Here is a 12,295-nt window from a genome sequence, read left to right on the forward strand (position 1 = left end):
GGGCGCCTGATGGCGCCCTTCTTGTATCTTCACTTCTGACCCGAGTTAACCCTTGTAAATCTTCGGGTTGAACACATCCCTTAGCCAGTCACCCAACAGGTTGATGACCAGTACCAGCACCACCAGACAGATGCCCGGGAAGGCGGTGATCCACCAGGAGCCTGAGAAGATGTAGTTGAAGCCGACACTGATAAGCGAACCGAGCGACGGCTGATCCACCGGCATCCCCAGGCCGAGGAAGGAGAGTGCCGCCTCGCTCATGATGGCGTTGGCCACCTGCACGGTGGAGATCACCAGAATGGGCGACAGGCAGTTGGGCAGAATGTGGCGAAACATGATGCGCGGGGCGCGGAACCCCATCACCTTGGCAGCTTCCACATACTCCTTTTTCTTTTCGGCAAGCACAGAGGCACGTACCGTCCTGGCGTACTGCGGCCACTCGGCGATACCGATGATCACCACCAGCATCATGATGGCGAATTTCGAGTAGAACTCGGAGCCAAAGGTTGCCTGAAAGATAGCGGAGATGATGATAGCCACCATCATGGTGGAGAACGACAGCTGCACGTCGGCAAAGCGCATCAGCAGGCTGTCGATACGGCCACCGAAGTAACCGGCGATCAAACCGACAACGATGCCGAGCACCAGTTGCAGCCCCACAGCAAACAACCCTATGGTCAGCGAGATGCGGGCACCATAGAGGATGGTGCTCCAGATATCGCGGCCCTGGTTGTCGGTGCCGAGCCAGAAGCGCTCCTCACCCCCTTCCAGCCAGGAGGGCGGCAGTTCGGCATCCATCAGATCGAAACTGGTCTGGTCATAGACGTTGTGCGGCGCCAGCCAGGGCGCCAGCAGCGCCGCCAGTACGAACACCACAAACACGGCGAAGCTGAACATGGCTACCTTGTCCCGCAGGAAGTAGTAGACGATGTCAGCGTTCTTGAATCGAGTCCAACGGCTTGGGCTCGCAGTCACAGTGTTAGACATGTATCACCCCTTGGCGGTCAGGTTGACGGTCGGGTTGATAAACCCGTAGAGCAGGTCGACCAGGGTATTGGTCACCACGAAGATCAGTCCCACGAAGATAACGTAGGCGGTGATCAACGGGGTATCGACCCGGTGGATCGCCTCGAGGAACAGGAAACCGGTACCCGGCCACTGAAACACGCTCTCGGTCAGGATGGTGTAAGCCACCATGGTACCGATCTGCACACCACCGACGGTAATGACCGGCAGCATGGTGTTCTTCAGGGCATGCTGGTAGTAGACCTTGTTGTTATCCAGCCCCTTGGCGCGGGCGAACTTGACGTACTCGGAAGATAGCTGCTCCAGCATCTCGGAGCGCACCAGCCGGATAAACAGCGGCAGCATGATGGAGGAGAGCGACACCGCTGGCAGGATAAGGTGCTTGATACCATCCCAAGTGAAGAAGCCCGACTCCCAGCCCAGCAGGTTGTAGGTTTCGCCACGGCCGTAAGCCGGCAGCCAGCCCAGCTGAATAGAGAAGAGATACATCAGCATGATGGCGGTCAGAAAGACCGGGATCGAGATGCCGATACTGCTTCCCGCCATGATGAGCTTGGTGGGGATGCTGCGCGGGCGGATCGCCGAATAAACACCGAGTGGAATGGATACCACCACAATGATCAGCGCAGCGGCAAACACCAGCTCAAGGGTAGCCACCAGCTTGTCGAGTATCACCTCAAGAGCCGGTCGCTTGAAGAAATAGGAAGTGCCCAAATCCCCATGCACCGCATTTTTCAAAAAGCGGCTGTATTTGATGAGGAAGGGATCATTGAGGCCCATCTTCTCACGCAACTCGTGACGCTGGGCTTCGGAGACCGATTGTCCCACCATCTCGCGCAACGGGTCACCCAGGTTGTCCTGGATGGAGAAGGCGACCAGGCTGATGACGAACATCACTATCACCGCCTGATAGAACCGTTTCAGCAGGAATGTAAACATGCTTGTCCTTCTACGTGGCCTGTGTCGTGGCACAGGCTTCTGTTAGTGGGCGGAGTGGCCAGCTGGCCCCCCCGCCCCGTCCTTCCTTGCAACGTTCTCTTACTTGCCGACCACCAGGTCGCCCAAGTAGGGGAATACCATGACGTTGGCTACCGGTGCGATATCCACATTCTTCTTGGCGCCATAAGCTACGTTTTCCCAGTGAAGCGGCACATAAGTGGCATCTTCAACCAGCAATGCTTCAGCCTTTTTCAGCATCTCGGCACGCTTGGCCGGATCGGTCTCGGTGTTGGCATCCATCACCAGTTTGTCAACATCGGTGTTCGCGTTGCCTGCGCAGTTGTACTGGCCCATACCGGTCTTGGCATCTTTGGTAAAGGTCAGGAACTCAAACAGGTTGGCGCTATCTTCGGTATCCGAATGCCAGCCGATCAGCTGCATGTCAGCGGCGCACTTGTCAAACTCGGGCCAGTACTGAGCCACCGGCATGGTCTTCAGATCCACCTTGATGTTGATCTTGGCCAGCATGGCAGAGACCGCCTGGGCAATCTTGACGTCGTTGACGTAGCGAGCAGCCGGGGAGATAAAGCTCACCTTGAAGCCATTCTCGTAACCGGCTTCCTTCATCAGTGCTTTCGCTTTAGCCAAGTCATATTGAGGGGTCAGGGCTTCATTGTGACCAACATAGCCTTTCGGGCTCAGTTGACCAGCAGCTGTACCAAAACCCTTGTTGATCTTCTCAACGATACCTTCCTGGTTGATGGCGTAGTTGATTGCCTGACGCACACGCTTGTCTTTCAGGGCCGGGTTGGTGTTCTGGTTGAGCTCGATGATGATGATGCGGGTACCTGGCAGGCTTACCAGCTGGGTATCCTTACCATTTTTGACTCGCTCCAGATCGTTGGGGGCAACCGGATAGATAATATCCACATCGCCGCCCAGCAGGGCTGCAACACGGGTTGCATCTTCCTTGATCGGCACAACGGTCAGATTTTGGACGTTACCTTTGGAACTCTTGTCCCAGTAGTTAGCATTACGGACGTAATCAAGTTTCACACCTTGCTCGCGAAACTTGACGGCAAAGGGACCGGTGCCAGACACATTGGTCGAGGCGAAGGAACTGCCGTTTTTGACAATCTCAGCCTTGTCCTTACCATCGTTGGTTTTCCCGGTGTAGAACTTGGCGTCCATCGGGAAAAAATAGGTTGCTGTCTGTAGCACCAGTGGGAATGGCTTGGCAGTAATGAAGTCAACGGTGTGATCATCGATCTTCTTCACCTCAGTAATGGGCTCAAAGATCGCTTTGTAGTCGACAGAAGACTTCAAGCGGTCCATGGTCCACACCACATCATCGGCGGTGAACTCATTACCGGAGTGGAACTTGACCCCTTTACGCAAAAAGAAACGTATCGTCTTGTCATCGATGCGCTCATATTTCTCGGCAAGACGCGGCTCGAACTGCATGTCCTGGGTGTAACGCACCAAGGGATCAAACACCAGATGCGACATCTCCAGGGTCTGACCGGAGAGCTGCTCCTGCGGATCCATGGACGTTGCATCTGACGCTACACCGACTTTGATATCAGCAGCTGAGACACCGAAGGCGAAACCGGCGGCAACCAGCGCCAGGGCAATTTTGGACAATCCTTTATTCATCTTGTTCTCCATGCTTTTGGCTTTTTTATTGACAGACAAACCGGCGAGCTGGTGATTTCCTAGCTTGCGATTTCCAGCCCCTCGCGGGACATTCCCTTGAACTCCGGCATGAGGGAGATCAGCTTGCGGCTGTACTCATGCTCGGCATTGGTAAACAGTTTTTCGGTCTCGGCCACTTCCACCAGATGGCCATGCTGCATCACGCCGATGCGATCGCACATCTGGCGGATCACCGGCAGATCGTGGCTGATGAACAGCATGGTGAGCCCAAGCTCCTGCTGCAGATCCTTGAGCAGGTTAAGGATCTGTGCCTGTACCGACACATCCAGCGCCGAGGTCGGCTCGTCGCAGATGAGGAAGCGAGGCCGGGTCGCCAGGGCACGGGCGATGGAGATGCGCTGACGCTGACCACCGGAGAACTCGTGGGGATATTTGACCCCGGCACCACGACCGAGCCCCACATGATCGAGCAGGTCGTTGACTATGCCCTCGATCTGGCTCTCACTGCCCGCCAGCTTATGGAAGCGGATGGGCTCGGCGATGATGTCACGCACCTTCATGCGCGGATTCATCGAGGAGTAAGGGTTCTGGAATACCATCTGCATCTGGCGACGCAGGGGGCGGCGCTCACGCTCACTCTTGAGAGCGGTGAGATCGATCCCCTCGAAGAAAATCTTGCCGGTATCGGGCGGATAGAGGCCTGTAATGGCGCGGGCTATGGTGGATTTGCCGGAGCCCGACTCCCCAACCAGGCCGAAGGTCTCCCCTTCGAAGATCTCGAAACTGATGTTGTTGCAGGCACGCACGTACTGGCGACGACTCGGGAAGATGGAGTCCTTGGTGACGAACTTCAGATCCACGTTCTCCACCCGCAGCAGAGCCCCCTCATAGGTGCGCTCGTCCTGACTCTGGCCAAGCCAGTGGGTCTTGAGATCGATATTGGTATCCGGCGCACTGGCATCCTCGATATAGGAGACCAGCGGGAAACGTACCAGCTTGACGTCGGAGCGGGGCACTGCCGAGATGAGGCTGCGGGTATAAGGGTGATTGGGGTGACCCAGCACCTGTTCGGTGGTACCGAACTCCACCAGATCGCCACGGTACATCACAGCCACCTTGTCAGTGACGTTGGAAACCACCCCCATGTCGTGGGTCACCAGCATGCAGCCCACCTGACGCTCTTTGCAGAGGTTGCGGATGAGCTGGAGGATCTGATCCTGAATGGAGACGTCGAGGGCCGTGGTCGGTTCGTCGGCGATGATAAGCTCCGGATCGCACGACAGCGCAATGGCAATGACCACCCGCTGACGCATGCCGCCGGAGAACTGGTGTGGATACTGCTTGATTCGCAGCTCGGGCTGCGGGATCCCGACCGCCCCCATCAGCTCGAGCGCCTTGGCAAAGGCCGCGTCGCGAGAGAGCTCGGTATTGGCAAGAATGGTCTCCACCAGCTGCTGTTCAACCGTGAACAGCGGATTGAGGGAGGTCATGGGATCCTGGAAGATGAAGCCGATACGGGAACCACGGATGGCCCGCATCTCGTTCTGGCTCTTGCCAGAGATGAGTTCGCCGTTGAGATAGATGTCACCACGGGCGATACGCCCCGGCGGGCTCAGCAGATCGATGACGGCATTGCCTATGGTGGATTTACCGGCGCCAGATTCGCCCACCACGCCGACGATCTCCCCTTTTTCGACACACAAGGAGAGATCTTTGACTGCGGCCAGCACTCCATAGCGGGAGGGGTACTCGATCCGCAAGTTTTTCACTTCGAGCAAGGACATGTTTACCTCTGCGGGGGACATCCGTCCCAAAGAATTCGTCCGTAAATCGGCCGCAGATGCTGGCTGTGCCTGGAGTACTGATATTGAGTGCTTTTATGAGTAATAAACGCTCAATCCATGAGGCAGCGAAACCAGCGATCCGGGCGGGTTTTTTGCATTTTTTTGGAATAACCCGCGAGTAAGTTAGACGGTTTGACCGCGACTGTAAATGATCGGTTTATACAATTTCGCAATACGTTGCTCAGCCAACGGCCATCATAGCAGTCAAAAATAACGATTTTAGTCTCATAACAAGACTATGTGACTATTATCAGTACTTTTTACTGCTTTTAATTTCAACAAAGACGCAACAGACGGAAATAATCACTATTAGAACAATAGCATTAAGCTTCGAATGAGTAGTGAATATTTATGTGAAATGATTTTTTAACGGCAGCATATGCCGATGAATGAAAAATAAACAGAGCTATATAGGGGGAATGCCAGACTGGCGATCCCCCTTACGAGGAGAGTTACCCCAGCCAGTATGCCAGTAATTGCATACAAAACAGGGCGAACAAACCGGCGATGAGATCGTCCAGCATGATGCCGAGTCCACCGTGAATGCGCCGATCAAACCAGGAGATGGGCCAGGGTTTGCACACATCGAACAGGCGGAACAGCACGAAGCCGGCCAACACCCACTCCCAGCCAGCCGGAGCGGCAATCATGGTGACGCCAAAACCTATCACCTCGTCCCAGACGATGGCACCGTGATCCGGCATGCCGATGGCATCGGTAGCGCTCTGGCAGATGCGAATGCCCACCACGAATCCCACTGCCAGCAGGGCGATGAACCAGGGCGTTGCCAGACCACTCACCAGCAGATAGAGCGGGATAGCCGCCAGCGTCCCCATGGTGCCCGGCGCCTTGGGAGAGAGGCCCGAGCCAAACCCCACCGCCAGCAAGTGCAGCGGATTCTTCAGGTTCAGCCTTTTCAGCTCGGGTCTTATCATAAAAAAGGTCATGCGAAGTGATCCCACCCTTTCAGTTGCAGTTCGAGCCCTTGCTCGCCTCTCAGGTAGTCGATACCCGGCTCGCCTGCCACGATGCGACCGATGCGGGTGAACTTGACGCCACAGTTGGCCAGCGCCGTATCCAGCGCCCCACGATACTCCTGCGGCACGGTAAAGCAGAGCTCGTAGTCATCGCCACCGGCCAGCGCCAGTTGCCAGGCATCCTGCTCGGGCACCGCATCCTGCAGCACGGGCGACAGGGGCAGCAGATCGAGATCGATCTGGGCCCGCACGCCGGATGCCTTGAGGATATGGCCGAGATCCGAGGAAAGTCCATCTGAAAGATCCAGCGCACTGCTCGCCAGCCCGCGCAGGGCTTGCCCTGCCAGAATGCGGGGATGGGGGTGGTCAAGCCGTGGCAGCACGGCAGCCAGCTGGTTCTCGTTGAGACTGCGCTTACCCAGCAGATGGGAAAGCGCCAGGGCGGCATCTCCCAGGGTGCCGGTGACATAGATGCCGTCACCGACCTTGGCACCGCGGCGCATCAGGGCGCGACCGGCGGGGACGGATCCCTTCACCGAGACGGTGATGGAGAGCGGGCCACGGGTCATGTCCCCGCCCACCAGCGCCACGTTGTAGTATTCGGCCAGCTCGAGAAAACCCTCGGCAAACCCGGCGACCCAGGGTTCGTTGATGGCGGGCAGCGTCAGTGCCAGCGACACCCAGCGCGGCTCGGCGCCCATGGCGGCGAGGTCGGACAAATTGACCGCCAACGCCTTGTAGCCAAGATCCACCGGATCCATGTCGGGGAAGAAGTGAACGCCGCTCACTAGCGTATCCGTGCTCACCGCCAGCTGAGTATCGGCCGGCAGGGTCAGCAGGGCGCAGTCATCTCCGGGGCCCATCACCACGTCCTTGCGGGCGTGGGGGACCTTGAAGTACTTATCAATCAGCTCAAATTCACCCATACAGTAAAAAGCCAGCGGTTAGGCTGGCTCCTCTCTTAATGCTGACGGACAGCAGGATCAACGCTTGGCCAGCGTCTTGATCACCTTGTCCAGTACACCGTTGACAAACTTGTGGCTGTCATCGGCAGCAAAGGCCTTGGCCAACTCGATCGCTTCGTTGATCACCACGCGCGGCGGCACATCATCACGACGGGTCAGCTCATAGGTCGCCAGACGCAGGATCGCCTTGTCCACCATGTCCACTTCTTCCAGCGGACGAGAGAGGAAAGGAGAAAACACCTTGTCCAGCTCGTTGCAGTGGAGGGCTACCCCGAACAGCAGATCGCGAAAATAGTTCAGGTCCACACCCTTGGTGTCCTGATCTATCTTGAACTGCTCTTCGATGTCGCCCACGTTGGCCCTGGTCATCTGCCACTGGTAGATGGCCTGGGTGGCGCAATGGCGGGCTTTACGGCGCTCGGACGGTTTCAATGTACTTCTCCTCGTTACACGTCCAACTGTTTCAGGACGTTGATCATTTCGAGCGCGCTCAGTGCAGCCTCTGCACCCTTGTTACCCGCCTTGGTACCGGCGCGCTCGATGGCTTGTTCAATGTTTTCTGTGGTCAACACGCCGAAGGCAACCGGAATTTCATATTCCATCATTACCTGGGCCATGCCCTTGCTGCTCTCGCTTGCCACCAGCTCGAAGTGATAGGTGCCGCCACGGATGACAGTGCCCAGCGCGACTATGGCGTCGTATTGACCACTCTTGGCCAGCTTCTTGATAGCCAAGGGAATTTCGACGGCGCCCGGCACTCGTACCAGGGTAAGATTGCTGTCCTGGACTTGACCTTGACGCTTCAGTACGTCCACAGCACCGTCCACCAAGCTTTCGTTGATGAAGCTGTTGAAACGGGCAACGACAATAGCAACGCGCGCCTCAGGAGCGGCGATATTTCCTTCGATAACCTTCATTGGAAATCCTGTATCTGTGCAATCAAAAGGGGCCGGAGTCAAAAGTGCGCACATTCTAGCACAACAGACCCACGACAAAAACCACAGCCGCGATGGGCGGCCATGATCGCAATCTCATTCGGACGACGCGCTTATTCAGCGACGCATTCAACGACCTCCAGGCGGAAACCGCCTGAAGAGACGAGGGTATTTCTTGGACAAGTTCAGCCGCAGGCGCTGAGCCAGCTACCGAACCCGCTTATTCCCCGACATACTCCACCACTTCCAGGCCGAAACCGCCGAGGGCATGGTATTTCTTCGGCGAGCTCAACAGCCGCATCTTGCCAACCCCCAGCGTCTTGAGGATCTGGGAACCCACGCCGACCCGACGCGATGTGCCTTGCCACTTGGCCCCTTCCGGTGCCAGCCCCTTGTCAGCGGCTTCAAAGCCCTTGACCCGGGCCAGCAGCTCCTCGCCATGGGATTCCGCCCCCAGAATCACCAGCACCCCGCCCTCACTGGCGATGCGGGCCATGGATTTGGGCAGCGGCCAGCTACGGGCTGCGTGACGGTCGGTCAGCAGCAGATCGCTCAGCACATCGTGCAGATGCACCCGCACCAGCGTCGGCTGGTCGGCCTGAATCTCACCCTTTTTCAGGGCAAAGTGCACCTGATTGTCGATAGTATCGCGGAAGGTGATGAGATCGAACTCGCCGTATTCGGTAGGCAGCTTGCACTCGGCCACTTTCTCGACCGTGGTCTCGTGCTGGTTGCGGTATTCGATAAGGTCGGCAATGGTGCCAAGCTTGATGCCGTGCTGCTCGGCGAAGATCTCCAAGTCAGGACGGCGCGCCATGGAGCCATCCTCGTTGAGGATCTCGACGATGACGGAAGCCGCCTCGTAACCGGCCAGCCGGGCCAGATCGCAGCCCGCCTCGGTGTGACCGGCACGGGTCAGCACACCGCCATCCTGCGCCATCAGCGGGAAGATGTGGCCCGGCTGCACCAGATCGGCTGCCTTGGCATTGGGGGCAACCGCTGCCTGTACTGTGACGGCGCGATCAGCGGCGGAGATGCCGGTAGTCACCCCTTCGGCCGCTTCTATAGTGACGGTGAAGGCGGTGGAGAACTGGGCATTGTTGCGATCTACCATCAGCGGCAGCGCCAACTGCTTGCAGCGATCCCGGGTCAGGGTCAGGCAAATGAGACCACGGCCGTAACGGGCCATGAAGTTGATATCCTCCGGGCGGACACAGGAGGCGGCCATGATGAGGTCCCCTTCGTTCTCCCTGTCTTCGTCATCCATCAGGATCACCATCTTGCCAGCCTTGATATCGGCAATGATTTCCTGGGTTGTGCTCAGCGCCATAGGCTACTCCATCAACATGCTTCTGGGATTGAGCCTGCCGGCTCGGCTTGATACGGGATTATGTTGCTCTAGATGGGGGCACAAGGCCCCATTTCAATCGGAGCGGGATCACAGAAAGCGGTTTTCCCGCGGCATAGGCCGTTACAGGAAGCCGGACTGGGCCAGCTTTTCCAACGTCAGGGACGATGATGCACTGTCATGGGCCTTGCCTTGCATCAGGCGCTCCAGATAGCGAGCTATCTGATCCACCTCGAGATTCACGCGATGACCCGGTTTCCAGCGGGCGATGGTGGTCTCTTGCGCCGTGTGGGGCACTATCGTCAGGCGGAACACGTCCCCCTGCACGGCATTGACCGTCAGGCTGATGCCATCCACCGCAATCGAGCCTTTCTCGGCGATGTAGCGGGAGAGCTCGCCCGGCGCCTTGATCCAGTATTCGATGGCGCGGCCACTGCTGGACTTGCTCTTCACCTCCCCCACCCCGTCCACATGACCGGAGACCAGATGACCGCCCAAGCGGGAGGTCGGCATCAGCGCCTTCTCCAGATTGACGGGATCGCCCACCTTGGCCTTGGCAAAGCCGGTGCGCGACAGGGTCTCCAGCGACACGTCGGCGGTATAGCGCTGGTCACCCAGCGCAACCACGGTGAGGCAGACGCCGTTGGTGGCGATGGAGTCACCCAGTTTGACATCGCTGAAATCGAGGCTAGGTGCGTGCACAGTGAGGGCCATATCCTCGCCTTGGCGACGCAGCTCGGTCAGGGTGCCCACCGCTTCGATAATTCCGGTAAACATGCAGATCACCTTGCTGATGACGGGGCCACACTGGCCCCCGATAAACATTGAGAAATCAGGCTATTTTCGCCGTGATGCGAATGTCCTGCCCCACCAGCCGCACATCCTTGATGTTGAGCTTGGGCGCCTGGAACAGCCGGGTGAGTTCGGGCAGATGGAACAGGCCACGCCCTTCATCCCCCATCAGTCTTGGCGCCTGGTAGAGCACCAGCTCATCCACCAGCCCCTTGTTCAGCAGGGCGCCACACAGCCGCGGCCCTGCCTCCACCAGCACGGAGTTGATGTGCTGCTTGGCCAGCAGCATAAAGAGGCTGACCAGATCCAACTTGCCGTCCAGCAGCGGCAGCTCCAGTTGCTGCACCCAGGCCGGCCAGTCGCCGGTAGCCTTGTGGCGGGCCAGCAAGACCGGGCCTGTGCTCTGGAACAGGGGCAAGTCCGGGGTGAGCCGGTTTTGCGAGTCGACGATGACGCGCAGCGGCTGGCGCAGGGTCTCTTTGGGATAGCTGGCCTTGACCGAGGGGGGCAGCTCGTCCCAACGCACGGTCAGCGAGGCGCCATCGGCCAGCACCGTCTCGGCGCTGGAGAGCACCGCATCGTGACGGGCCCGCAGCCGCTGTACATCGGCACGGGCCAGGGGACCCGTTATCCACTGACTCTCGCCGCTTGCCATGGCGGTGCGACCATCCAGGCTGGCGCCGAGCTTGACCGTCACCTGTGGGAAGGCGGTGCGCATCCGTTTGAAAAAGCCCGGATTGAGTGCCTCGGCCTCGGCACTGAGCAGGCCGAAGTCGGTCTTGATACCGGCCTCAGACAACATGCGCAGCCCGCGTCCGCCCACCTCGGGATTGGGATCGACCATGGCGGCAACCACCCGGGTCACCCCGGCCTTGATCAGCGCCTCAGCGCAGGGCGGGGTACGGCCATGGTGGGAACAAGGCTCCAGGGTCACATAGGCGGTGGCGCCACGGGCCTGTTCACCGGCGGCATGCAGGGCATAGACCTCGGCATGGGGCTCGCCGGCACGCTTGTGCCACCCCTCACCGACCACCACGCCAGCTTTCACCAACACGGCACCGACACAAGGGTTGGGCGCCGTGGTATAGCGGCCACGGCGGGCCAGTTCGAGGGCCCGACTCATCCATTGGTAATCATCTTGACTAAACATCTGGGCTCCCGTTCAAAGCGATAAAATGGGCGTTGCAGGTTCGATTAGCGCATCGTAATCGGACGTTGGGGAAGCTTGTTTCTCCAACTTGGCGAGCTGTTCTACTTCTCCAGCTTGGCGATCTCTTCACCAAATTCACGAATGTCTTCGAAGCTGCGATAGACGGAAGCGAAGCGGATGTAGGCAACCTTGTCCAGACTCTTGAGCTCGTCCATCACCAGATTACCCACCAGCTGGGAGGCGACTTCGCGCTCACCGGTGGCCCGCAGGCAGGACTTGATGTGATTGACCCCCTTCTCGATGGCCTCCATGCTCACCGGCCGCTTCTCCAGTGCACGCAGTATACCGGCACGCAGCTTGTCTTCATTGAAGGGTTCACGGGAGCCGTTGGACTTGATGACACGGGGCATCACCAGCTCGGCCATCTCGAAGGTGGTGAAACGCTCGTGGCAGAGCAGACACTCACGACGGCGGCGCACCTGATGGCCTTCTGCCACCAGACGGGAATCGATCACCTTGGTATCAACGGCACTACAGAAAGGGCAATGCATCTGACCTCCGGCGTTAACTGAAAAGGCACCTGCCCCGCAGGGTCAGGATCTTGGTCGGCCAGTGTAGCACGGCCATTGAAAGCCGGTAAAAGCCCAGAAAAACAATATGTCA

General features: G+C 58.3%; 12 protein-coding genes. All 12 read right to left on the reverse strand.

Going from position 1 to position 12,295, the window contains the following annotated elements; translation table 11 throughout:
• Nucleotides 1–45: 45 nt before the first annotated feature.
• The 12 genes from WJM78_RS16055 to nrdR all read right to left on the reverse strand — a co-directional run bounded on the left by WJM78_RS16055 (nt 46) and on the right by nrdR (nt 12,183).
• Nucleotides 46–987, reverse strand: coding sequence for an ABC transporter permease (locus tag WJM78_RS16055; RefSeq protein ID WP_339010496.1), 942 nt, complete (start codon nt 985–987; stop codon nt 46–48).
• A 3-nt stretch (nt 988–990) separates the two neighbouring features.
• The gene (locus WJM78_RS16060; RefSeq protein ID WP_042035819.1) at nt 991–1,965 is read right to left on the reverse strand and encodes an ABC transporter permease; all 975 of its coding nucleotides are present in this window, start codon (nt 1,963–1,965) and stop codon (nt 991–993) included.
• Between the two features lie 99 nt (nt 1,966–2,064).
• On the reverse strand, nt 2,065–3,621 hold the full coding sequence (locus WJM78_RS16065; RefSeq protein ID WP_339010503.1) for an ABC transporter substrate-binding protein: 1,557 nt from the start codon (nt 3,619–3,621) through the stop codon (nt 2,065–2,067).
• 59 nt (nt 3,622–3,680) lie between these two features.
• The gene (locus WJM78_RS16070) at nt 3,681–5,405 is read right to left on the reverse strand and encodes an ABC transporter ATP-binding protein (protein ID WP_339010506.1); all 1,725 of its coding nucleotides are present in this window, start codon (nt 5,403–5,405) and stop codon (nt 3,681–3,683) included.
• Between the two features lie 512 nt (nt 5,406–5,917).
• A complete protein-coding gene (locus tag WJM78_RS16075) occupies nt 5,918–6,412 on the reverse strand; it encodes a phosphatidylglycerophosphatase A family protein (RefSeq protein ID WP_108536876.1) in 495 nt (164 codons plus the stop codon).
• Entirely contained in the window at nt 6,409–7,368 is a 960-nt protein-coding gene (thiL, locus tag WJM78_RS16080) for a thiamine-phosphate kinase (protein ID WP_108536877.1), read from the reverse strand. The genes WJM78_RS16075 and thiL overlap by 4 nt, the downstream gene beginning before the upstream one ends.
• A 57-nt stretch (nt 7,369–7,425) precedes the next feature.
• Nucleotides 7,426–7,839, reverse strand: a complete 414-nt coding sequence (gene nusB / locus WJM78_RS16085; protein ID WP_042035824.1) for a transcription antitermination factor NusB — start codon at nt 7,837–7,839, stop codon at nt 7,426–7,428.
• A gap of 14 nt (nt 7,840–7,853) precedes the next feature.
• Nucleotides 7,854–8,324: a 6,7-dimethyl-8-ribityllumazine synthase gene (ribE, locus tag WJM78_RS16090; protein ID WP_005317595.1), complete on the reverse strand. Its 471-nt coding sequence runs from the start codon at nt 8,322–8,324 to the stop codon at nt 7,854–7,856.
• A 238-nt stretch (nt 8,325–8,562) separates the two neighbouring features.
• A complete protein-coding gene (ribBA, locus tag WJM78_RS16095) occupies nt 8,563–9,672 on the reverse strand; it encodes a bifunctional 3,4-dihydroxy-2-butanone-4-phosphate synthase/GTP cyclohydrolase II (protein WP_287146089.1) in 1,110 nt (369 codons plus the stop codon).
• A gap of 141 nt (nt 9,673–9,813) precedes the next feature.
• Nucleotides 9,814–10,467 carry a riboflavin synthase gene (locus WJM78_RS16100; protein WP_339010518.1) on the reverse strand — a complete coding sequence of 218 codons (654 nt, stop codon included), beginning with the start codon at nt 10,465–10,467 and terminating at the stop codon, nt 9,814–9,816.
• 55 nt (nt 10,468–10,522) lie between these two features.
• Nucleotides 10,523–11,632 (reverse strand): bifunctional diaminohydroxyphosphoribosylaminopyrimidine deaminase/5-amino-6-(5-phosphoribosylamino)uracil reductase RibD, encoded by a 1,110-nt coding sequence (ribD, locus tag WJM78_RS16105; RefSeq protein ID WP_042035826.1) that lies wholly within the window; start codon nt 11,630–11,632, stop codon nt 10,523–10,525.
• Nucleotides 11,633–11,733: 101 nt separating this feature from the next.
• Entirely contained in the window at nt 11,734–12,183 is a 450-nt protein-coding gene (nrdR, locus tag WJM78_RS16110; protein WP_275929568.1) for a transcriptional regulator NrdR, read from the reverse strand.
• Nucleotides 12,184–12,295: the final 112 nt, after the last annotated feature.

The organism is Aeromonas popoffii (assembly GCF_037818705.1).
Taxonomy (GTDB): domain Bacteria; phylum Pseudomonadota; class Gammaproteobacteria; order Enterobacterales; family Aeromonadaceae; genus Aeromonas; species Aeromonas popoffii.

Coding starts and splice junctions, on each gene's coding strand:
- WJM78_RS16065 (WP_339010503.1), bottom strand. CDS start 3,621: ATGAATAAAGGATTGTCCAAAATTGCCCTGGCGCTGGTTGCCGCCGGT.
- ribD (WP_042035826.1), bottom strand. CDS start 11,632: ATGTTTAGTCAAGATGATTACCAATGGATGAGTCGGGCCCTCGAACTG.
- nrdR (WP_275929568.1), bottom strand. CDS start 12,183: ATGCATTGCCCTTTCTGTAGTGCCGTTGATACCAAGGTGATCGATTCC.
- WJM78_RS16060 (WP_042035819.1), bottom strand. CDS start 1,965: ATGTTTACATTCCTGCTGAAACGGTTCTATCAGGCGGTGATAGTGATG.
- WJM78_RS16070 (WP_339010506.1), bottom strand. CDS start 5,405: ATGTCCTTGCTCGAAGTGAAAAACTTGCGGATCGAGTACCCCTCCCGC.
- thiL (WP_108536877.1), bottom strand. CDS start 7,368: ATGGGTGAATTTGAGCTGATTGATAAGTACTTCAAGGTCCCCCACGCC.
- ribBA (WP_287146089.1), bottom strand. CDS start 9,672: ATGGCGCTGAGCACAACCCAGGAAATCATTGCCGATATCAAGGCTGGC.
- ribE (WP_005317595.1), bottom strand. CDS start 8,324: ATGAAGGTTATCGAAGGAAATATCGCCGCTCCTGAGGCGCGCGTTGCT.
- WJM78_RS16100 (WP_339010518.1), bottom strand. CDS start 10,467: ATGTTTACCGGAATTATCGAAGCGGTGGGCACCCTGACCGAGCTGCGT.
- WJM78_RS16055 (WP_339010496.1), bottom strand. CDS start 987: ATGTCTAACACTGTGACTGCGAGCCCAAGCCGTTGGACTCGATTCAAG.
- WJM78_RS16075 (WP_108536876.1), bottom strand. CDS start 6,412: ATGACCTTTTTTATGATAAGACCCGAGCTGAAAAGGCTGAACCTGAAG.